Origin of the sequence: Pseudoalteromonas sp. bablab_jr011 (assembly GCF_016464045.1) — a bacterium.
Taxonomy (GTDB): domain Bacteria; phylum Pseudomonadota; class Gammaproteobacteria; order Enterobacterales; family Alteromonadaceae; genus Pseudoalteromonas; species Pseudoalteromonas lipolytica.
On record NZ_JACDWU010000303.1, the window covers coordinates 108,677 to 130,525 of the forward strand.

The 21,849-nt window shown below is 41.3% G+C and carries 18 protein-coding genes; 6 read left to right on the forward strand and 12 right to left on the reverse strand.

Annotation, left to right across the window (positions count from 1 at the left end; all coding sequences use genetic code 11):
• Positions 1–2: 2 nt before the first annotated feature.
• The 5 genes from JIG41_RS19440 to JIG41_RS19460 form a co-directional block, all read right to left on the reverse strand.
• On the reverse strand, positions 3–896 hold the full coding sequence (locus JIG41_RS19440; protein WP_036967897.1) for a carbon-nitrogen hydrolase: 894 nt from the start codon (positions 894–896) through the stop codon (positions 3–5).
• Positions 889–1,947, reverse strand: coding sequence for an agmatine/peptidylarginine deiminase (locus JIG41_RS19445; protein WP_199525309.1), 1,059 nt, complete (start codon positions 1,945–1,947; stop codon positions 889–891). Before JIG41_RS19445 ends, JIG41_RS19440 begins: the two co-directional genes overlap by 8 nt.
• Positions 1,948–2,031: 84 nt before the next feature.
• Complete coding sequence (locus tag JIG41_RS19450; RefSeq protein WP_199525310.1) at positions 2,032–2,625, reverse strand: PilZ domain-containing protein; 594 nt, start codon at positions 2,623–2,625, stop codon at positions 2,032–2,034.
• Between the two features lie 117 nt (positions 2,626–2,742).
• A complete protein-coding gene (locus JIG41_RS19455) occupies positions 2,743–5,916 on the reverse strand; it encodes an efflux RND transporter permease subunit (protein ID WP_036967904.1) in 3,174 nt (1,057 codons plus the stop codon).
• A gap of 14 nt (positions 5,917–5,930) precedes the next feature.
• A complete protein-coding gene (locus JIG41_RS19460; protein WP_199525311.1) occupies positions 5,931–7,136 on the reverse strand; it encodes an efflux RND transporter periplasmic adaptor subunit in 1,206 nt (401 codons plus the stop codon).
• Positions 7,137–7,811: 675 nt separating this feature from the next.
• Between JIG41_RS19460 and JIG41_RS19465 the strand changes: the two genes are divergently transcribed.
• The 3 genes from JIG41_RS19465 (at position 7,812) to JIG41_RS19475 (ending at position 12,471) form a co-directional block, all read left to right on the forward strand.
• Positions 7,812–8,372 (forward strand): RNA polymerase sigma factor, encoded by a 561-nt coding sequence (locus JIG41_RS19465; protein ID WP_199525312.1) that lies wholly within the window; start codon positions 7,812–7,814, stop codon positions 8,370–8,372.
• Complete coding sequence (locus tag JIG41_RS19470; RefSeq protein WP_036967913.1) at positions 8,369–9,439, forward strand: FecR family protein; 1,071 nt, start codon at positions 8,369–8,371, stop codon at positions 9,437–9,439. Before JIG41_RS19465 ends, JIG41_RS19470 begins: the two co-directional genes overlap by 4 nt.
• Positions 9,440–9,564: 125 nt before the next feature.
• On the forward strand, positions 9,565–12,471 hold the full coding sequence (locus tag JIG41_RS19475) for a TonB-dependent receptor domain-containing protein (RefSeq protein WP_075593677.1): 2,907 nt from the start codon (positions 9,565–9,567) through the stop codon (positions 12,469–12,471).
• 58 nt (positions 12,472–12,529) lie between these two features.
• On the opposite strand, the gene JIG41_RS19480 is transcribed toward JIG41_RS19475, so the two are convergent.
• Entirely contained in the window at positions 12,530–12,928 is a 399-nt protein-coding gene (locus tag JIG41_RS19480) for a biopolymer transporter ExbD (RefSeq protein ID WP_036969180.1), read from the reverse strand.
• Positions 12,929–13,217: 289 nt separating this feature from the next.
• On the opposite strand from JIG41_RS19480, the gene JIG41_RS19485 reads away from it, so the two are divergent.
• Positions 13,218–14,195: a catalase family peroxidase gene (locus tag JIG41_RS19485; protein ID WP_051501756.1), complete on the forward strand. Its 978-nt coding sequence runs from the start codon at positions 13,218–13,220 to the stop codon at positions 14,193–14,195.
• Positions 14,196–14,252: 57 nt separating this feature from the next.
• On the opposite strand, the gene JIG41_RS19490 is transcribed toward JIG41_RS19485, so the two are convergent.
• The 6 genes from JIG41_RS19490 to JIG41_RS19515 form a co-directional block, all read right to left on the reverse strand.
• Positions 14,253–14,696 carry a PA2169 family four-helix-bundle protein gene (locus JIG41_RS19490; protein WP_036967916.1) on the reverse strand — a complete coding sequence of 148 codons (444 nt, stop codon included), beginning with the start codon at positions 14,694–14,696 and terminating at the stop codon, positions 14,253–14,255.
• Between the two features lie 193 nt (positions 14,697–14,889).
• On the reverse strand, positions 14,890–15,828 hold the full coding sequence (locus JIG41_RS19495) for a LysR family transcriptional regulator (RefSeq protein WP_036967919.1): 939 nt from the start codon (positions 15,826–15,828) through the stop codon (positions 14,890–14,892).
• A 16-nt stretch (positions 15,829–15,844) separates the two neighbouring features.
• Positions 15,845–17,569, reverse strand: a complete 1,725-nt coding sequence (gene aceK, locus JIG41_RS19500) for a bifunctional isocitrate dehydrogenase kinase/phosphatase (RefSeq protein WP_036967922.1) — start codon at positions 17,567–17,569, stop codon at positions 15,845–15,847.
• Positions 17,570–17,669: 100 nt separating this feature from the next.
• Positions 17,670–18,143, reverse strand: a complete 474-nt coding sequence (locus JIG41_RS19505) for a DUF4124 domain-containing protein (RefSeq protein ID WP_199525313.1) — start codon at positions 18,141–18,143, stop codon at positions 17,670–17,672.
• A 75-nt stretch (positions 18,144–18,218) separates the two neighbouring features.
• Positions 18,219–19,712 carry a DUF3413 domain-containing protein gene (locus JIG41_RS19510; RefSeq protein ID WP_065978494.1) on the reverse strand — a complete coding sequence of 498 codons (1,494 nt, stop codon included), beginning with the start codon at positions 19,710–19,712 and terminating at the stop codon, positions 18,219–18,221.
• A gap of 5 nt (positions 19,713–19,717) precedes the next feature.
• Entirely contained in the window at positions 19,718–19,930 is a 213-nt protein-coding gene (locus JIG41_RS19515; protein ID WP_036967930.1) for a DUF1414 domain-containing protein, read from the reverse strand.
• 63 nt (positions 19,931–19,993) lie between these two features.
• Here JIG41_RS19515 and yejK point away from each other — a divergent pair, with 63 nt between their 5' ends.
• Positions 19,994–21,010, forward strand: coding sequence for a nucleoid-associated protein YejK (gene yejK / locus JIG41_RS19520; protein WP_199525314.1), 1,017 nt, complete (start codon positions 19,994–19,996; stop codon positions 21,008–21,010).
• Positions 21,011–21,366: 356 nt separating this feature from the next.
• Complete coding sequence (locus JIG41_RS19525; RefSeq protein ID WP_199525315.1) at positions 21,367–21,654, forward strand: DinB family protein; 288 nt, start codon at positions 21,367–21,369, stop codon at positions 21,652–21,654.
• Positions 21,655–21,849 lie beyond the last annotated feature (195 nt).

Sequence of the window (21,849 nt, forward strand, 5' to 3'; positions counted from 1 at the left end):
GTTTAGTCTCGATAAATTTTTGTTAGATCCTGATAGTGGTCGATACGACGATCACGTAGGTATGGCCAAATACGGCGAATGTTTTCGCTGCGTTGTTGGTCAAGTTCAACAACAAGTAACTGCTCGTCGCTGTTATTTGCGTGTGCAAGGATTTCACCTTGAGGGCCTGCGATAAACGAATTACCCCAAAACTGAATACCCTCGCTTTGCGCACTTGGATCACTTTCATGACCAACGCGGTTACAGCTAATAACGGGCACACCATTGGCAACAGCATGCGCACGCTGTGAAATAACCCAGGCGTCTTTTTGACGCGTTTGCTCGTCTTTATCATCACGAGGATCCCAGCCGATGGCTGTTGGGTAAATTAAGATTTCAGCTCCCGCCATCGCCATTAAGCGTGCGGCTTCAGGGAACCATTGATCCCAACATACTAGCACACCGAGTTTACCCACTGAGGTTTGAATTGGTTGAAACCCTAAATCCCCCGGTGTGAAGTAAAACTTCTCGTAAAACCCCGGATCATCCGGAATATGCATTTTACGGTATTTACCCGCAATGCTGCCGTCTGTTTCAAGTACAACGGCGGTGTTATGGTAAAGGCCTGTGGCACGCTTTTCGAATAATGATGACACGATCACCACATTTAACTCTTTTGCCAGCGCGCCCAGTGTGTCTGTACTTGGGCCTGGAATTGTTTCTGCTAAATCGAAAACATCAACGTCTTCTGTTTGGCAGAAATATAAACTGCGGTGTAGTTCTTGAAGAACAACCAGTTTAGCGCCTTGGCTTGCTGCATCACGAATGCCTGCAATTGATTTTGCCATGTTTTCTTGGGCGTTATCAGAATTAGATTGCTGAACAAGGGCAACCTTTAAATGCGTTGGTTTAGTCATTGTCTGCTCCTGCTAAAAAGCCGCGCGGTAATTGCATCGTAATGCAGTGTAAACTGCCAAACTGATGGATAATTGGTAAACAGTTAATACCCAGTACAGTGTGTTCTGGGTAGGCCATTGCAATTTGAGCTAATGCCAGTGAGTCATGTTCATCACCGTAAATTGGCACAAGCACTGTTTTATTGATGATTAAATAATTGGCATAAGTGGCGGGTAATCTGTCACCGTCATCGTTAAACACCGCTTTAGGCCAGGGAAGAGCGATAAGCCTGTAATCTTCACCTTGGTGTGTTTTAAACGTGTGTAACTGTTTTTCCATCGCGTCTAATGCAGCAAAATGCTCATCATTTTCGTCATCACACTTAACGTATACAAGCGTATTGTTTGGTGCAAAACGCACTAACGTATCAATGTGGCTGTCTGTGTCATCACCCGCTAAATAGCCGTGATCAACCCATAAAAACGATTCGGCACCTAATTGTTCTTTAAGGATTTGCTCGATGTCTGTTTTAGATAACGATGGATTACGATTCGGGTTTAGCAAACATTCACTGGTCGTCAACAGCACACCGTGCTCATTAATTTCAACGCCGCCACCTTCAAGCACTAAATCACTTTGCTGATAAGCCGTGTTTGGGTTTGCTAGTTGTTTGACGAGCACTTGATTAATATGGTTATCAAGCTGGCTTTCGAATTTATTACCCCAGCCATTAAAAATAAAATCCATGATTTTTAAATCAGCTGCGTTATCAAGGTTCGCACAGGTTAACGGTCCATGGTCGCGAGCCCATGTATCGTTGCACGGGGTAACGACAAAGTGAATACGGTGTGCATCAACACCCGCGTCGGCCAGTAGGGCACTTATGTGGTTTTTAAGTGCGTCGTTATGAGCAACAATCACCACATCTTGTTGTTGGCTAATTGCTTGACATAGGGCGACGTAAACGGGTTCTACAACCGTTAAAATTGCAGCCCAATCGGTATCTTGGTGCGGCCAAGTGAGCATTACAGCGTCTTGCTCAGCCCATTCAGGTAAAAGTCTAAATTTCATGAAGGTATTAAACAAACAAAGGTGGGGCTAGTTTAGCATTTTAGCCATAGATGTCAGCTTTTTGTGCGCGATAAAGCAGGATTTTTAACTGCTTTGCGACGTGTTTTCTTGTTGACGTTTTTTAAGCTGGCGAGTTTGTGCATGCAATGCTGCCCGAACGACTAAATCTTGGTCTGCATCGCGAATGGCAGTGAATAATAAAGTGTATTGGTATTTATCATCATCGCGCTTTTCAATCGCAACTAATTCGGTATAACAATATATCGCTGATGCTTCATGCTGCAAAAATAGTTTGGTTCTAAACGTTTGCCCTAATTCGTATACCTCAGCCGATGTGAGTTTTACGCCACCGCCACCATAACTATCACAATAATTTGCGTTATCTTCGGGCTGTTCAGAGGCCAGAATGTGGCTCATAATCAAGTCTATTTTACGTGATTGAGCTTGTAAAAATATGGCCAGCTCTTGAGCTATGTCACCTAAATTACGCAGTGGGCGTAATGTACTTTGCTCAAGTTCATTCACTTCATTTGCAAGCTTAAATAGGGCGGGAATATCGGCTTCAAGTTCAGCATGCGTTTTCGGCACAACATGTGGCTCAACAGCGTATAAGTTCACGCGGTTGCTTTCTTCTATCTGAAAGTATTGCTCAAATTCGCTTAATTTTTGATTTTTCATGCTGTACTCCACACATATTTAGTTAATATTAGCGCCGCAAAGCACAAATTACCAGTAATGAAATACTGACAAATGACTTATAAAAAAAGGGCAAACTTATTGTTTGCCCTTCGTTTTTTATAAGTTGCCTTCTTGCGTATCGACATGCTCTTGCTTATGGTGCGCAGCAATTTCATCAGCAAGCTCTTGCCTTGAACGTTTTTCAGTTAACTTACGCTCAGTCAGCCAATAAAAGAACAGAGGTACAAAGAACACTGCGAGGAAGGTAGCCGCCATCATGCCACCCATTACGCCTGTACCAACGCTGTGACGGGCTCCAGCACCGGCACCTGAGCTTAACACTAATGGTACAACCCCCAATATAAAGGCTAATGAGGTCATAATAATGGGTCTAAAACGTAAGCGAGCTGCTTCCAATGCTGCAGTACTTGCGCTCCACCCTTGTTGATGTTTCATTAGCGCATACTCAACGATTAATATGGCATTTTTACTCGCTAGACCGAGTAGGGTGACTAAGCCAATTTGGAAGTAAACGTCGTTAGTCATGCCTACCAGCCAAACAGCAATCAATGCACCAAACGTACCAAAGGGTAATGCTAGCATCACTGAGAGCGGTAATGACCAACGTTCATACAATGCTGCCAGAATTAAAAACACCATGATCACAGCAAGCCCTAGTGCAATACCCGTTGTCCCTGAACTGCGTTTTTCTTGGTACGCAGACCCTGTCCATTCGTAGGTCATGTTAGGGGGGAGCACTGCGTTTGCGATCCGTTCTACTTCGGCAATTGCTTGGCCTGAGCTATAACCTGGTGCTGCATTACCCATTAGTTTTACGGCTGGTAAGTTATTGTAGCGGTTTAAGTTCTCAGGGCCTCGGCTGTACTCAATTGTTGTAAACGCTGACAAGGGCACCATATTGCCTAGGTTGTTTTTAACATAGATACGTTTGATGTCATCAGGTTTCATTCTAAATTCAGCATCCGCAGACATAAGCACTTGCCATGCACGGCCAAACTTATTGAAGTCGTTTACATAATAGGTGCCTAGGTTACCAGCCAGTGCGGTAAAGGCATCGTCTATTTCAACCCCCATTGCACGAGCTTGCTCGCGGTCAACATCAACACGCAGTTGCGGGGCATCTGGGCGCCACAGAGTTTGAAGGCCACTAATGATAGGGCTCTTTTGTGCTTCTGCTGTCATTAACTGCATCGCTTGTTGCAGTTTATCAGGGTCACTGTCACCTTTGTTTTGAATATAAAACTCAAAACCACCTGTATTTCCCAGACCAAAAATAGCGGGGGGATTAAAGGCAAGTACCAGCGCTTCTTTTATCCCGGCTGTTTTCATAAACAATTCTTGAACAAGCGCTTTCGTGTCGACCTCGCGTTCATCCCAATGTTTTTGAGTGACAAACAAGGTTGCAGCGCTGTTTTTATATCCGCCACCGATAAAGTCAAAACCCGTAAATGCCACGACGTTTTCGTTGGCAGGGTTTGATTGCACCGCTTTAACAACTTGTTGAGTAACGTGCTCTGTACGCTCAAGCGATGAACCATCGGGTAAGAAAATAGCCGATATGTAATAGCCCTGATCTTCGTCTGGTACTAATGAACCGGGTGTGTTCTGCCACAGTCCGATTGTGGCAGCAATCATTGCAGTCATGAGTATTAAGCCGAGTAATCCACGACGCACCATAAATCCGACTGCACCAACATAACGGCTCGTAATTTTTGTGAAGGTTGCATTAAACCATAAGAAAAACCGCGCGGTTTGTTTATGCTCTTGTTTTAAGATTAGGACGCACAGTGCAGGTGTCATGGTTAGCGCAACTACGCCCGATAAGCTCACCGCAATAGAGATGGTGATCGCAAATTGACGGAACAATTCACCAGTTAAGCCGCCTAAAAATGCAATAGGCACAAACACAGAACACAGCACTAAAACGATTGCAACAACAGGGCCACTGACCTCACGCATTGCTTTAATTGCCGCTTCGCGTGCACTTAAGTGTTCTTCGTGCATAATACGCTCAACGTTTTCGAGTACCACAATGGCATCATCAACCACGATACCTATCGAGAGCACCATACCAAATAATGTCAATGAGTTAATCGAATAGCCAAGCATGTACATGCCGGCAAATGTTCCAAGCAGAGACACAGGCACAGCAAGGGTGGGGATTAATGTTGCGCGCCAGTTTTGCAAAAATAAATACACTACTAAAAATACCAGTACCATGGCTTCGAGCAGTGTTTTAACAACTTCACGAATAGAGACTTCAACAAAACGTGTCGTGTCGTAAGAAGTTAAATGTGAGAGACCGGTTGGAAACTGGCTTTTCATCTCTTCGATTACAGTATTTACTTCGTCTGCGACATCAAGCGCATTCGCGCCGGGTTGTAAGAAAATACCCAACAGGACCGCTTCTTTACCGTTGATTGTGCCTTTAAAGTTATAATCTTTGGACCCGAGCTCAACACGCGCGACATCCTTTAAGCGTAAGCTACTGCCATCTGGGTTTGAACGAATAATAATGTTTTCAAACTGTTCAGGCTCAGAGAGTCGGCCTTGTGCCGTTACACTATAAACAAGCTCTTGTGGTGAGGATGCAGTGGGGGTAGCGCCAATTTTACCTGCGGCATATTGGGAGTTTTGAACGCGAATCGCTCCGGCCACCTCTTCGACAGTCACGCCTAATTGACTCATAACATCAGGACGCAACCAAATGCGCATAGCGTAGTCTTTGGCACCAAAAATCTGCACACTCGTAGTGCCTGGAATACGTTTTACACGGTCTAGCACGTTCATGGTGACATAGTTTGATGTCCATAAACTTGAGCGAGAACCATCCGGTGAATAAAAGGCATGCACTTGTAAAAAGCTGGATGAACCTTTTTGAACAACCACACCTTGACGGCGTGTTTCTTCTGGTAAACGCGCTTCAACTTGTTTAACACGGTTGTTCACATTTACTGCGGCTTGGTCTACGTCTGTGCCAATTTCAAACGTGACTTCAATAGTGGTTGAACCTGCACTCGTCGAGGTTGATGACATATACATCATGCCTTCAACACCGGTGATCGCATTTTCAATTGGGGCAGCAACTGTTTGCTCAAGTACGTCTGCAGACGCACCTGGGTATGCAGCTGTTACTTGAACGACTGGGGGCGCAATTTCAGGGTATTGGGCAATGGGTAAACTGCGCATGGCAGCAAGACCTGCCAAAACGATGACAATAGATATAACAAACGCAAAAATAGGTCTGTCTATAAAATAACGAGAAAACATAAGGCTCCCTGTGTTTATTCTGCGTGGTTTGAGTTTGCAGGCGATTGGCCAACATTCACTGGCATACCAGGGAAGAAAATACGCGCCATTCCATCAACTATCACGTTATCACCTTCTTTTAGGCCACTTTTAATCAGCCAAAAGTTCTGATATTGCTCGTTATTTGGTTGTTTAACCCATTCTCCTACCGTTACGGGAGCCGGCAGGGCAACATCCATGCCTTGCTCATTTTTACTGACAACGTACACAAACTTACCGGTGCCGTTATCCAGTACAGCACGCTGTGGCACAATGATCGCATTTTTACGCACAGCACCACTTAACTCAATACGGACGAATTGACCAGGACGTAATTGAAAATCAGGGTTTGGAATAATCGCTTGAAATTCACTGGTGCCTGTATTTGGGTTAATACGCACATCTGAGAAGTTAACTTCACCTGTTTTGCCGTACACAGAGCCGTCTTGAAGTTTAATTTTTGTTTGCCAATGGCCTTGTTCAGGTAAGGTCAGAGAGCCATTTTGAACATCTTGACGCATTTGTAACTGCTCTCGCTCAGATAAACCAAAGCGGATACGGATTGGATCAAATTGTGTCATTTGTGTAAGCAATAAATCGGGTCCCGATACAAAGGTCCCTTCTGAGACAAATTCACGACCCATTACACCGGCAACCGGGGCTTTAACTTGTGCATATTCAAGGTTTAACTGCGCTTGTTTTAGGGCAACTTTCGCCGCCTCGAGATCTGTTTTTGCAATGTCGTAGGCTGAACTCGCATTATCGTAATCGCGTTGAGAGACAGATTTTTCTGCGCGTAATTTTGCTAAACGTTTTACATCTCTGTTAGCTTGTACTAACGCTGCATTGGCTCCATCAAGTGCAGCTTGAGCACGGTCAACCGCTAATTGATAAGGTTCAAGGTCGATAGTAAATAAAGAGTGGCCTTGTTCAACACGTTGACCTTCTTCAAAATTACGTGATTCAAGAATACCCGCAACGCGAGCACGAACTTCGACTTCTTTTGAACCAGACAACGTAGCAGGTAATTCGATAGTAAAGGGGGCATCTTGCGGTGTCATTGTCATTGTTGCTACCGCGGCAGGGTGCATTTGACTCTGTTGCTGCTGAGGTGCTTCTGAGCAACCTTGTAATAGTAAAGGTGCAGTTATAAAAAACAACGCAGATAATGATAATTTGGCAGACGCGAAAGGCAGGCGCATGTTTACTCCACAGTCCAATTGTTAAGTAGGTAAGCATAGAAAATAGCCTATACACTATCGAAAGGCGATACTATGCAGAAATTAAGCGCGTTTAGTTTATACCCAAATTAGCGAAAGGTACACCCTTTAGTTTACTTTTTACAGGTGAGATTAAGCAGAGAATTAAATGCTATCTTCACAAAGAGATAGCGCACATACAGTGTACTCTAATTGCGGGTTAGTTTTTAAATAATTTAGCCAGTTCACCTATACCAATTTGCTTAATGAAGTGAGCCATTTTGAGGCGATAAACGTCGTTGCTAACGAGGCAACAATGTCGTTATTTAGGTGTTCTCGGCAATTGCTCCTACATTGCTCTATCTCCTGCATCCATGCAGGCGTAAATCAGACATGTTTAGCGCAGATAGCGACAGGTCTATCCCTCAGAATGTTTCAGTATTATGACAGATTGGTATAATTGTATTGACTTGATAGTCTGGTTTTTTGCCTGTCGGCACAGTGGTTCACAGGAGGCTATATTAAGTTGTTTTGTAGTTTAGCAACTCGTAAAAACAAACTTTTTATGAGTTTATGAAATCTTTGTTTACGTGTGGAACAAAAATTTAACAAATACGCTTGTATTTATAATGAAAACTCGTACCCTAAAGTAATAAAAATAATAAAGGTGAGTTAGGGATGACGAAACACATTGGGGTAACATCAACGTTTGCTGAAATATCTAATAAACTAAGGCGCTTTGTATCTCGCATTGTGAGCCCAGATGATGTCGAAGACATAGTGCAAGAAACCTTTATTAAAAGTTATGAGGCTGATCTTAAGCAAAATATTGAATTTACGCACAGTTATATGCTTAAAACAGCGAAGCACTTAGCACTTAATCATGTAGCTAAATGGGATAATAAATACAAAGATTCATTGGATGAACAGCAGCAAGTTGAACGTCATATGCGCACAATGGCGTTGGAAGATGAAGTTACCTCTAAAGAGCGATTTTTGTTCTTTTGTCGTGTAACAAATGAATTGAGTCCACAAGTTAAAAAGTGTTTTATCCTTAAAAAAGTATATGGTTTGAGCCAAAAGGAAATTGCTAAAGAAATGAACCTAAGTACGAGCACTGTTGAAAAACATATCGCTAAAGGATTGTTACATGCGCACCGTGCGATGAAAGCCCACGATATTCAACAAAACAATTACTCTGAAACAAACACATTTACAGCCAAAGAGGTGAATAAATGAGTAATGTTCACCCATTTACCTCACACGACATGATTCAAGCGCAGGCAAGCCGTTGGATAAGCGCGATTGACCGTGGCTTATCAGATGAGGAAGTTAAACAATTACAAGTTTGGGCAAGTCAAAGCCGAGCGCATCAGGATGCATTGTTTGAGTTAGCACAATTATGGGATGAAATGAGTGTGCTAAATGAATTAAGCAGTTTGTTTCCACATAAAGCGCCTACAAAACAAAGTACTTCATTTGGGATGGCTACCGCTGCGAGCTTTTTAGTGGTGATGCTACTTGGTTGCATCATGTTAATCTATTCAAGCTATTGGCATTCAGCTGAAAACGATCATGCTAAATTTACAAAAATTTACCGAACAAAAGTCGGCGAACAAGCCACCTTTGTCCTGCCAGACAGTACTATTGTTCAGTTAAATACCAACACAAATCTTGAAGTTGCATACACAGGTAATCGTCGCCAACTCATTTTGAATCGAGGTGAAGGACGATTTAATGTTGCAAAAGATGCGAGTCGTCCATTCACTGTGATAGCGGGTGATAAATCGTTTACAGCATTAGGCACTGTGTTTAACGTGCAGCGGAACACGGCATCAGATCTAGAACTCGTTGTAACAGAAGGCAAAGTGATGATTGCCGACCCCAGTACTCAGGTTGACGCCACTGATTTTAATCGTCTTAAAGATGCAACAGACACCAGCAACGATATTAAAAAGCTTAAAGCGAATGTTGTTGTTTCAGGTGAAAAAGCATTGATTAAACACAGTAAAACAGAGCCAATAAAACAATTATCAGCAGATGATGTGCAACGTGATTTAGCGTGGCAACATGGCATGCTTATTTTTAATGGTGAACCTCTCAGCGACGCATTACAGGAAGTGAGTCGATACACAGCAACACGCTTTGAACTCCTTGACCCTGAACTCTCAACATTGAAAGTGGCGGGAGTATTTAAAGCTGGCGACATTAAAGGCTTACTTGATTCTTTGGCCGCTAACTTAGCTGTTGAACATCAACGATTAGGTGAACATCGTGTTACTTTGACCTTAGCGACTAAAAGTTAATATTGCCTATGAGAGCACACTTATTTCATGCAGTTAATGGTGCAGACGCTGCTTGTCATAAAAAATTAAACACAAAAAAATTAAATTTATGTAGTGGATTTTTCTTTCTCAACTGTTTGGTTAAGTTGCGCAGTAAACATGTGTATTTGTTACCAGCGGCCTGTTTTGTTTATGGACTGAATGTAAGTCAAACAGTCATCGCTGCTGAAAAACAAATGCTGCAATTTGATATTAAAGCGCAACGAGCTGATTTGGCTTTGATTGAATTTGCAAAGCAAACCGACCAAACAGTCATATTTTCGTTCGATTTAGCAAAGCAATATCAAGCGCAATCTGTGTTTGGTTTTTACACCAAATTAGATGCGTTAGATGCCATGCTAAAAGGCACTGAGCTCGATGCGGTTGTTGATCAAAATGGTTTACTGAGTATAAAACTCAAACAAATCAATAGGAAAGATAACAACATGAAAAACCTTTCAGGGATCAGCGCTGCAGTCGTGCCGTTACTGCTTGCTTCGAATACACAGGCGGTAGCTGCTGATCAAGCTGCACAGGAAAATATTGAGAAAATAGCTGTCGTGGGTAGCCGTGTCGCAGGGCGTTCAGTTGAAGATTTACCTGTACCGGTAGATATTTTAAGCGCAGAAGCACTGGAAAATACAGGTCAAACTGAGGTTGGCCGTATGTTGCAAGCCATTGCGCCTTCATTTAACTTTTCCAGCTCGTCTATCAGCGATGGTACAGATGCGTTAAGACCAGCAACATTGCGCGGTTTAGGGCCTGATCAAACGTTAGTTCTGATTAATGGTAAGCGCCGTCATCAGGCAAGTATTATTCATATCAATACCTCTGTTGGTCGTGGTACGGCCGGTACAGACATGAATGCGATTCCTGCTGCATCTATCAAACGTATTGAAGTCTTGCGTGATGGTGCCGCAGCACAATATGGTTCAGATGCGATTGCGGGCGTTATCAACATCGTATTAAAAGACGCAGAAGAAGGCGGTAAAGCGGCGATTAATTATGGTGAGTACTCAGAGGGCGATGGCGAAACAGTTAATATCGATTTTAATAAAGGGTTTGCGTTAGGCGACGAAGGGTATTTAAATACGACGATTAATTATCGAGATCGTGCGCCAACAAACCGTGCAGGCTTACATGGTTCATGTCAGTTTTATGGCTGTACTGAACTTGAAGATGGCACATTACTCGCGGGCGATCCTCGTGAGCTAACAGCCCCGCGCGATACTTTTAGAATTGGTGATGCAGATTCACAGCAATTTGCCCTCACAGTTAATACAGGCTATGAACTTGCTGGTGGTGAGCTTTATGGTTTTATTACTTATTCGAACCGTGAAAATGAATCAGCTGCATTCTTCCGTCATAATGCCAATGCAAGTGGTAACCCTGTTTTACAAGATGGCGATGCAACCATTCCTATGGGGTTTCTACCAAAAATTAACACAGTGATCGATGACGTGTCCTACAATGTTGGTTTCAAAAAATCATTTGATAATGACGCGAGTATTGATTTGTCATACACCTATGGCGAAAACAGCATCGATTACACCACAAGCGATACGATTAATGGCTCGTATGCTAATTACCTTCGTTATGAGCAAGGCTTAACGGCTGACGAAATTCGAACTACGATCCCGCGTTCGGCGTATGCCTATGGTCTTGAGTTATCACTACAAACACTGAATCTTGACTACACCAAAGATTACGAGCACTTTTCGCTGGCGTTGGGTGCTGAGCTTCGTACCGATGAATTTCGCATCCTAGAGGGAAGTGAGTATGCGTATCGTGATTACGATACAGTTGATGGGGTAAGTATTTATGCAGGCCTTAATGACGGCATAGGAAGTGTTGATGCTGCAAGTGGTGCTCAAGGGTTTGGTGGTTCCGATCCGGCCTCGTCAGTGGATGAGTCACGCGATGTCATTTCATTTTATTTAGACGCCGAAACGTATGTAATTGATGATGTGATTATCTCAGGTGCACTTCGTTACGATAACTATAAAGGTTTTGGCGATACCGTTAACTTTAAACTGGCGGGTAACTGGTCAATCACTGAAGATGTTTCGTTACGTGGTGCTGTGAGCACAGGATTCAGAGCGCCTTCAATGCAGCAGTTGTACTTTAATAACGTAAGCACACAGTTTGTTGTTGGACCAAATGGTGACTTAATTGCAGAGCAAGTGGGCACCTTTAGAAACGACAGTACGCTGGCGCAATCTATTGGTATTCCTAAACTTAAAGAAGAAAAATCGCAAAATCGTAGTTTAGGGATTGTTTACAACGTCACAGATAACATCAACCTGACTATTGACTACTATGCGATTGATATCGATGACCGTATTGTGATCAGTAATCGTTTAGGGAAAGGATTATCCGACACATTAGATGCAGCGTTAGAAAGCGCTGGCGCGGGAGCTGGACAGTTCTTCTTAAATGGCGCTGATACAGAAACCGAAGGGGTTGATTTAGTCGCAACGTGGAATACCGAGGGCCTTGGTGGAACACTTGATTTTACTTTTGCTGCTAACTTTACAAAAACGGATGTCGTTGATTTATTCACCCCTGCAGGCAGTGGGCTTGAAACGATTCCGGTTGAAGATGTGTTTTCTGCGCAAGAAACATCGATTATTGAAGAGTGGCAACCCGAAGACCGCATTAACTTAAGTGCACTTTACCGACTAGAAGACTGGACGGTCAATTTATCACTTAATCGTTACGGTGAGTACACGGTAGAAGATGGAGGTCGCCAAACGTATGGCGCTGAAATCTTAACTGACGTAAAAGTTAACTACTTCTTTAACGAAAATCTGTCGTTTAATATTGGTGCAAACAACTTATTTGATGTTTACCCCGATAAGAATACCATTGGTAATTCGCGTTCGGGTACCATTGTTGATGCAAATGGAAACACTATTGTTTCAAGCCCGGGTGTGTTCACTTATTCACGTCGCTCAGCACCCTTTGGCTTTAACGGTGCGTACTACTACGTAGGCGCAGAATATAAGTTCTAAAAATCCTATCGATTCCTTTATTATTTAACCTTCAAAGGGCCGTTAGGCCCTTTTTTAGTTATAGAGACGTGCTTATAGAGATTGGAACATCTTGATATTGTTTTATTTTATCAAGCAAGGTGACTAAGGTTTTGTGGCTGCTTTGCTCACTTGCAGTTACTTGCACCTGTGTCATTTCAAACTGTGCGGCAAATAACGCGAGGTTAGCTATAATTTGCTCTGGTGTTATAAGTCGGTTTGCAAAGTAAATACTGTCGTTTTCAGTAATAGTAAATTGCGCTTGTTTTTTTGGGTTTTCAAGAGTTGGTTTTGCTAAAGGGCGATTGACTTCTATAGCGCGCTCTTTAACAAATGAGGTTGTAACGATAAAAAATATCAGCAATATAAATACAATATCGAGCATCGGGGTCATATCTACATCAGCGTTTGCAGTGGTTTTTTTAGGTTGTTTCACCATAATTAGGTCCTTGTTGTTTTTGACCAAGCCACAAAATTTACGATTAAGTGGACTAGCCATAGTCGTGTTAAGAACACGGATTATTTTTAAAATGCTGGGCGCCACAGCCATTTTTCGGATCCTAAATTTAAAGTTAGCAGCTTTTAAAAATACTGTAGTTAAATAAATATTCTAAGTTTATTAAATGTTTGTAGCGTTTTTGTTAGTAAAAATATTTATTAACTTTGATGAAATCATTTCGAGGTTTGTCAGGTCATTGTTGTTGGAACTAAGTTTAAAGGATGGATAAATGCTAAAAATTAAGTCTTTAGTTTGTGCTATGTGCCTTGTTTTACCGACAGCAAGTTTTGCTGAGCAATCAGTTAACGGGCAAGATTTCATAAATTTATTTGAGAAGCTTTCAGGTAAGCAGCCCGGAATTAGAAAAGGTCACGCCAAAGGTGTATGCGCTGTGGGCACATTTACACCTAATCAAGCAGCAAAACAGTATTCAATCAGTCCTTTATTTAACGCACCGTCAAAAGCAAATATTCGTTTTTCTATGGGTGGGGGTAACCCTAATGCTGATGAAACATCACGTTCTCCGCGAGGAATAGGGGTGCAGTTTGTGCTAGAAAATGGGGATGTGCACAATATTGCAGGGCTAACTACGCCAGTATTTGCAGGTAACAGCCCTGAAGCATTTTTTGGTTTGCTAAGTACCTTAGTACCTGACGAAAAAACAGGTGAAATCGATTTTGCAAAAGTGAAAGCATACAGAGAGCAAAACCCGAGTACGTTAGGACAATTTAATTGGCTACAAAGCCATAACCCGCCAGCATCGTATGTGTCTTCACGTTATTTTGGTGTGCATACCTTTTACATGGTTGATGAAAAGGGCACTAAGCAAGCTTTTAGATGGACCATGGTGCCAGAAGCGCAAGAACAAGTACTAACTGAAGAACAAATGAAAGCATTACCTAAATCATTTCTTGCTAAGCGACTTGAAGAGGATTTAGCGAAAGGGAAAGTTCATTACCGTTTTCAAGCTGAATTAGCCGAGCCGGGTGATGCATTAACGGATCCTTCAGTGCAATGGCCTGCTGATCGCAAAACAGTTAATTTAGGAAAGCTCACGATAGAATCCACGGGTGAATCAGGGTGTGATTTAACTAATTACGACCCAAATCTGCTTTCACAAGGCTTTATGCCAAGTGAAGATGAAGTGTTAAAGCTGCGCTCAACTGCTTATGCTATTTCATTTTCAAAACGTATTACTGGGCAATAACGTTCTTTAAATTTTCAATATGAAGCCCAGTTATGCTGGGCTTCATATGATTAGCAGTTAATGCTTTTTCATTTTACTCATTTCGGCATGACAGCTTTGAATAGTTAGCAGGGTTTTTGATAACGCTGCTTCACAGTCGTGGGGTTGAGGTTTTTTGAGCGCACTTTTTATTTCTGCGAGTGTTTTGTCTTCGACTTCTTCAAGCTCACTGACGTAGGTTGCATCTTTGTCTGCACCGAGTTTAGTGATTAAAGATGTGTAAGCTTTACGAGCTTCTACCGCAAAGTCTGAGCCATTTTCACGGTGACCTGTTTGGTTGATGGCGTATGGCTGTAAACGTTCAATACTTACTTTACGGGCATCGATCATGCGCTGAAATAACGCGACGATACTGGGGTCTGAAACTTTTTCCTGTGCTTTTTCATAAAAATCGATACCACTATTCATAACTTGAATGATATCTGCAATATGATGAACGTCATGTCCTTGATGTGTTTGCATAATGACCTCTCTAATAATATAGACTGAATTAAAACAATGCTCTCTACATGAAGCAAAGCATGTTCCAATCCCTAACATAAAAGTATTATCATTAATAATCAGAGTGTTACATTTTTATTTTGAGATAAAGAGAGTTTGGTACGCCCATATAAAAAGGCGTACCAGCAATAATTACAGGTTAATAGGTAAAATATTACTTAAGCTCATTGGCCACTTCAGCTACTTTTTGTCTAAGCCAAATATGGCTGGCATCACGGTGTAAAAGAGGGCTCCAAATCATGTCGAGTTCAAAAGGCGGAATAGGGAAAGGTGGCTCAAGAATTTTTAATCCCGGATCATCTAAATAAATATTCGCCGCTTTTGATGGCAGTGTGGCCACTAAATTCTGCTCTTTAGCCAGGTGAATGGCGACATGATAGTTTCGAGTAAAGGTTGCAATATTCCGGTGCTTACCAAAATGAGCAAGCGCTTCGTCTACCCAACCTAACTTTTGGACATCTTTTGGATCCATACCTACGCCAACACCAAAACCTGTTTTACTTACCCAAATATGGCGCGCTTTTAAGTAACTATCGAGACTGAAGTCTTTAATAATAGGGTTGTCGGCTTTTACTAAGCAGCAAAAACTGTCTTTCCAAATTTGTTTGTAGTGAAACGATTGGGGTAAGTTTTCAAAGCGGTTAATTGCCATGTCGACCTTGCCGTTTTCAACGTCATGAAACGTAACGTCACTGGGGGTCAGGATATCAAGCGTGGTGTCAGGCGCTTCTTCGTGTAACTTACTAAGTAGTTTGGGCGCAAGGGTACTGGCCGCATAGTCACTGGCCATAATACGAAATACACGTTTGCTTTGAGATGCTTCAAATTCACGGTTAGGAGCGAGTGTTTCTTCTAACGTCATTAAAATACCGCGTATGACAGGTTGTAGCTCTTTAGCACGCTCTGTCGGCACCATCCCTTCACTGGTGCGTACCAAAATCGGATCATTAAATAAATTTCTCAGGCGCTTTAAACCGTTACTCATTGCGGGTTGTGTAATGCTTAACTGATTAGCCGCTTTGGTTACATTGCACTCTCTGAGTAATGTATCTAGGTAAACAAGTAAGTTTAAATCTATTTTACTTATATTCATTCTGTGTCCTTGGTGTTTACCAATAATGGATAAATCGTTGTGCAGCAGGGTAAGGGTAAATGTGGCTTACCACGCCTTGCTTAATATTATATTGAGCTTGTCGCCAATAAGCGGGGTCTTCAAGCTCTGGGTGTGTACTTAATAAATAGTGTTTGTACACAGGGTTAGCCGTAACAAAGGTGCACAATTGCTCAGGAAATACGTCTTGCGGTGCCACTGAATAACTTTGCTCATTCGTTAAGTAGTCATCGTATGACTTGGCTTTTGGTAAGGCACGAAAGTTCATATCAGTTAAATATTGCACTTCATCGTAGTCATAAAAAATAACGCGGTTATGCTTACTTACCCCAAAGTTTTTCAATAGCATGTCGCCTGGAAATATATTCACGGCTATCATTTCTTTTAATGCTTGACCATATTCTTCAATGGCTTCAAATGCTTGTTGTTCACTGGCATTTTCAAGGTATATGTTTAATGGTGTCATGCGCCGCTCAATATATAAGTGTTTTATGATCAGCCAGTCACCTTCAATAATCATTGAAGAGGCGATTGTTTTATGCAGCTCTGCTAACAATTTACTATCAAAACGACTCAGAGGAAATACGACGTTAGAATACTCTATAGTATCGGCCATGCGTCCGACACGATCATGACTTTTAACTAATTGATAGCGTTTAAGCACGGTATCGCGCCCAAACGGTTTGCTTTCGCCAAAGGTGTCTTTAATCACTTTAAACACATAGCCAAAGGATGGCAGAGTAAATACCATCATCACCATACCCGGTGTGCCAGGGGCAATAACTAATTGATCGTTTGAGTTATTTAAATGCTGTAAGAACTCACGATAAAACTCGGTTTTACCTTGCTTATGAAAGCCAATTGCATTGTAAAGCTCTGCCAATGTTTTGTTGGGCATTAGTTGATTTAAAAAACGAACTAATGCAGAAGGAGCATGTGTTTCAACCATAAAATAGGCGCGGGCAAAACCAAAGATAACCCGCATTTGCGATGATTTCGTCAGCAACGCATCAAGGTATAAGCCTTTATCCTCATGGTGTAAAACAGCAATGATAAAAGGTTGTACGCCACTTTCAGACACCACTCGGCCAACAATGTAAGCGGCTTTATTTCGGTAAAAAGGGGCTTGAAGGATATCAAAGCGCATGTGCCACGCTTGGTGGTGTGTATCGGGAGCTTGCTTATAAAACGCCTTAACCAACAATCGAATATCACGCTCAAGGTCCACAAAAGGGGCTTTAAAGTCAAATTGATTAATAATTTTACGTATTGTGGGTCTTAGCCCATCTACGACAGGAAAATAACTGCGATATTCAGCTTCCATTGGGAGGGCGGGAGCATCTGCGAGAGTGGCTTTTACAAATATAAAGTCGTTATTAAAATAGCGGCGGTGAAATAAGCGACAAAAAACGGAGTTATAGAAAGTTTCAGCCAGCTCGGCTTGTGGGTGAAAGCTTAAAAATTGTTGGTATATTTGTTTGGTTTCGAGCCAGCAAGTCTGATTGAGCTCAATAATTTGTTGTTCATTCAGCGATTTTAGCTTGGTAATGGTTTCGTTAACCCGATCATCATAATGGCTAATTCTGAGCTTACTAATTTCATTAATTTTTTGCCAATCTCGGTTGGCAAATGCGATAGGGGCTTTGGCTGTTATTGCTTGGAAGAGTTTATAGTGATTACGAAAGCCAGATAAAATTAACTCCGCAATATGTTGTGGCTGCATACAAACTCCTTCGAAACGGCTGAAATGTCGTGTTTAGAGCATTAACTCTATCCGTGTTAAGAATATGTTATTTATTAGTGAAACCCAATAGTAAAGTTAATTAATTATAGCGTGCTAATTTTTTTTCTAAGTCAGCCAGCTTTTTATTAGCCTTTTTTACGTCTCGTTGGTATTGCTTATTGATACTGTTTAGCTGCTTTTGTATGTCTTTGCTGATTTGCTTGCTTTGTGAATCAGACAAAATGCGGTTAAGCCGTTGCTCTTGTTGGTACTGCGCTCTGTCACGTTCGCGACTTAAAATGTCTAAACGATGTTTTTGACTACGAATTTCGGCTTCTAATCGCTTTATTATTTGTTCTCTTTCCAGTTCATTAAGTTGTTTAACATAATTATCAGGTGCTTGTATATCAGGATCAGTTACTGTAATGCGGTGTTTAGTTGCGCGATTCCCACAAGGAAATTGGCTAAATACGGTGCCTTTGTCAGTTACACATTTATAGTATTCCGCCGCTGTAAGTGCGGGAGAAAAGGTAATGAAAAGAGAGGGAAATAACGCGGTGATTGTGGCTTTCATGACATCCGTGTCCTTACTTTAATACGTGTTATTAAATATAATAAAGCCAGCTCGTATAGCAAATAATCAAAAGGGCTAAGGTGTATAGCGTTTTAGTTTTTTAATGCTTTGAACTAAAAAGGGTACATCAAGTCGCTGCTCTATTGCAAAGCCCTGAGCTGCAGAGATGTTTTTAAAATTACCATCCGAGTCAATTAAAGTAATTCTATCTTTCTTAAATGCAATAAACACATTTTGAGAGTAGTTTACGCCGGTATCATCATGGCGTTTATATAAATTACTGCCTAGCATGCTTTGTTTCGCGAGCGTTTGGCAATTTAAATAATGCCCAACACTGGTGGCTATTATGTCACTTGGTTGAATAAGCCCGTCTGTTTGCACAACTTTTTTATCTGAGCTGTACAGGCGAGACGTAGTCACAATGCCGTTGCTATGCTGAGCAAGGCTAAATGCGAAAACAGCGTGTGCATTATTACGCACTGTGGTTGTTTCATCTGCGCTGACAAGTCTTATTGATGAGTCTTCATTGGTTGAATTGATAAATTCAAATTGTTCGAAGCCCTCTACCTGTAGTGAGCGAGATTCGCTTAACCAAACAGGCGACTGCTGTTTTTCAAATATAGGTGATTTGTAAAAAGCCGGTAAGCCATAAACCAGGCTAAATAACGTATCTTCAACTTCAATAGGTTGTAAGAATAAATCAGTTTTACGTAAATTTGGTTGAGTATTTACAAAGCTTTCAAGGGCGTCGTTGTTTGAAAATACTAAAATATCGATTTTTGCTGTAGTTTCATCAACACATTGTGCTGGAGGCGTCGGTGCTAAATAATCAATATTGTGCGGATCTAGCCTAACATCATGAGCTTCTTTATAGCTGTCAAGGTCAAGTAAATCGTTTTTAGCCAGCAGGCTTTTTGCAGTTGTTGGGTACGATAATGGCAGTACATTATCTTGCTTAGTAATATCAAATTTTAAATTAGCATCGGCCCAAATATGAATACTGTGACTAAGAGCAAAACACACTAAGATTGTGCTCGTAGCATAACGTGCGAATTTATACTGTTTTAAGCGTGCCAGATGATGCCAAGTGTAATTACTGACTAATAACTGGAAAGCTAAAATGAGTAGTACGATACCGCCCGCAAAAATAGTCGTGAGTGCAGGGGAGTCTGTAAGACGATGCCACAATAACGACACAATCTCAGGTAAAGCTGATGAATTCAAATGATAGCCTAGGTTGAAATAAACGTAGGCATCAAGTGTCAGCAGTGATGCACCAAAGGTCGCAATTACAGCGGCCATCCCCCGAATATGTCGAGGGTAAGGAAACACCAAACTCAGCGGAAATATCGTCAGAACAAAGGCAATAAACGTAATAAAGCTTGTGTGGCTTAACCAAGTTACAAACATGTACAGGTAACCCACAAAAGTAGTGGGGGCACTGTCGGCAAATAAATAACTTAAGCTGATAAACAGCAGTAAACCTATATTTGCGAAGGTGAACCAATGGCCCCAACTAAGAAGCTGACTTACTTTTGATGAAAATTGACTTTGTTGCGATAAATTCATAAATCTTATTTAACCGACTGCGCTAATGCTTTGGCAAAGTTGTCGGCAACCGCTTGTCTTTTCTCTGAAGGTACATGCTCTTTTAAAATATGCGTGATAGAATTTCCTAAACACATAAGGCTTAAATCTACAGGCGCTTTATGCTCTGTAAGTACATCAATCAGCTGATCAACGATTTGTTCTACTTGCTCATTAGAATATTTTGATATGATAGGCATCAGTTGGTTCGATAAAAAGAGTTATATTCCCGTATTTTAACACCAGAGGCGTGAAAAACAAAGATGACAATAGATGTTAAAAAATTAGTCGTTCATTATGTAGACAAAAAAGACGACGATACTGAAATTCATTTACGCAATGATGAAATGGTTGTTAACGACAAAGTCGCTGTATTCATAGAACAGCTTCACCATGCTTACAATGGTAAACCGGGTAAAGGGTATTGTGCATTCAGTGGCGAGAAAAACAGTGTTGTAGCTTCTGCAATGCAGAGCTATCGAAACAATGAGCTGGGCTTTTGGCATATGACTGAGCAGGCCACAAATGTATTAAAAGAAGAGCTAAATAAGTATGCGTTTAACGAAACTGGTTATTTAGTTTTTTGCCATTATCAATATGTTGCAAGTGATTATGTGTTAATTGCGCTGATCAATATTAAAGAACATTATTCAATTACTTCGGAACTTGATTTAGCGTCATCGCGTCACTTAGATATCTCACGCATGCAATTAGCTGCGCGTGTCGATTTGACAGCCTGGGACACGCAAGCGGAAGATAATCGCTATATTTCTTTTATTAAAGGGCGTGCGGGTCGTAAGGTTGCGGATTTCTTTTTAGACTTTTTAGGTTGTGAAGAGGGTATTGACCCTAAACAACAAAGCCAAGTAATGCTTAACGCCGTTGAAGACTACTTATCAGAGCAACAGTTTGATAAATCAGAAAAAGATGAGCTTCGTAAACAAGTTTTTGATTACTGTAATGACTGTGTGACCACAGGTGAAGATGCCAACGTTAAAGAATTATCGGCGACATTATCTAAAAGTGATGACAGCCCATTTGACAGCTTTTGCCAAGAACAAAACTATGATTTGGAAGACTCGTTCCCTGTTGATAAAAAGACGGTAACGAGCATGGTTAAGTTCTCTGGTATGGGTGGTGGCGTAAGTGTGAGCTTTGAGCGCAAACACCTTGGCGAGCGCGTTACATATAATGAAGCAACAGACACACTTGTGATTAAAGGTATTCCACCTAACCTAAAAGACCAACTGCAACGCTTTATGGAGCAAGAAGAAGGTTAAATAAAGTCATGCGTTAAGGCATTAGACAGTTGGGTAAACCTCGACAAAATTGACAGACTTTTGGCCCAGTTACTGCTGGGCTTTTTATTGTTTAATAATTAAGGCTTGCAGTAATACCATTAATCCGCAAAAATACTTAATCATTTTGAGTGATTAAACCAGTCGCTACCTGCGTTAAAAATTTCTGATTTAGAACAACTAAATAACTAAATTTTTGCCTTGTTATCAACGCGGTTTTATTGCCTCAAAATAGACTACTTAATTAAGCGTAATGGTATAAGACAGTTTATTATTGTGTATTAATCGTTTAGGGTATTATCGGTCATTATTGGTAAAAATCTGGCGTATACCTAAGGATGAATAGGGACTTTTCTAAGGCGCTTCACTACAAAAAGTGGGCAAATACTCAATTGCTTGATTTAGGAGAGCAGCAGTTTTCAGGGCTTCCAGAAAGTGATGCTACCTTTTTCGTCAGAATTTTAAATCACACAACTGTCGTCGATAGCCTATTTATTAGCCGAATTTTGAGAGAACCTGAAAAATACAGTGATGATAATACCGTTGAAACACCAACATTTTTAGAGTTGCGCAAGAGAGTAAATGAAAATGACTCATGGTTAGTTCAGTATTCTAAAACAGTATAGCAAGAAGAACTAGAGCGGGTTGTTTCATTTAAATTTGTTGATGGTGATACAGGGCCACGGCGGGATCGCACTTTGTAAAAAGGCTTTAACATCCGCCTCTTTTCTGATCTAATAACGCCCACATTGTCACTATCTACTTGTTAATTATGTCGTTATTTAGCCACCTTGAACTTGTGGAAGATAAGCGTTCTTTCA

Excerpts from the sequence above, each read along its gene's own strand:
- JIG41_RS19450 (WP_199525310.1), bottom strand. The coding sequence starts at position 2,625 with ATGAAAAATCAAAAATTAAGCGAATTTGAGCAATACTTTCAGATAGAA.
- JIG41_RS19525 (WP_199525315.1), top strand. The coding sequence starts at position 21,367 with ATGAATAGGGACTTTTCTAAGGCGCTTCACTACAAAAAGTGGGCAAAT.
- JIG41_RS19505 (WP_199525313.1), bottom strand. The coding sequence starts at position 18,143 with ATGAAAGCCACAATCACCGCGTTATTTCCCTCTCTTTTCATTACCTTT.
- JIG41_RS19495 (WP_036967919.1), bottom strand. The coding sequence starts at position 15,828 with ATGAATATAAGTAAAATAGATTTAAACTTACTTGTTTACCTAGATACA.
- JIG41_RS19465 (WP_199525312.1), top strand. The coding sequence starts at position 7,812 with ATGACGAAACACATTGGGGTAACATCAACGTTTGCTGAAATATCTAAT.
- JIG41_RS19515 (WP_036967930.1), bottom strand. The coding sequence starts at position 19,930 with ATGCCTATCATATCAAAATATTCTAATGAGCAAGTAGAACAAATCGTT.
- JIG41_RS19470 (WP_036967913.1), top strand. The coding sequence starts at position 8,369 with ATGAGTAATGTTCACCCATTTACCTCACACGACATGATTCAAGCGCAG.
- JIG41_RS19490 (WP_036967916.1), bottom strand. The coding sequence starts at position 14,696 with ATGCAAACACATCAAGGACATGACGTTCATCATATTGCAGATATCATT.
- JIG41_RS19485 (WP_051501756.1), top strand. The coding sequence starts at position 13,218 with ATGCTAAAAATTAAGTCTTTAGTTTGTGCTATGTGCCTTGTTTTACCG.
- JIG41_RS19460 (WP_199525311.1), bottom strand. The coding sequence starts at position 7,136 with ATGCGCCTGCCTTTCGCGTCTGCCAAATTATCATTATCTGCGTTGTTT.
- yejK (WP_199525314.1), top strand. The coding sequence starts at position 19,994 with ATGACAATAGATGTTAAAAAATTAGTCGTTCATTATGTAGACAAAAAA.
- JIG41_RS19445 (WP_199525309.1), bottom strand. The coding sequence starts at position 1,947 with ATGAAATTTAGACTTTTACCTGAATGGGCTGAGCAAGACGCTGTAATG.
- JIG41_RS19455 (WP_036967904.1), bottom strand. The coding sequence starts at position 5,916 with ATGTTTTCTCGTTATTTTATAGACAGACCTATTTTTGCGTTTGTTATA.
- JIG41_RS19510 (WP_065978494.1), bottom strand. The coding sequence starts at position 19,712 with ATGAATTTATCGCAACAAAGTCAATTTTCATCAAAAGTAAGTCAGCTT.
- aceK (WP_036967922.1), bottom strand. The coding sequence starts at position 17,569 with ATGCAGCCACAACATATTGCGGAGTTAATTTTATCTGGCTTTCGTAAT.
- JIG41_RS19440 (WP_036967897.1), bottom strand. The coding sequence starts at position 896 with ATGACTAAACCAACGCATTTAAAGGTTGCCCTTGTTCAGCAATCTAAT.
- JIG41_RS19480 (WP_036969180.1), bottom strand. The coding sequence starts at position 12,928 with ATGGTGAAACAACCTAAAAAAACCACTGCAAACGCTGATGTAGATATG.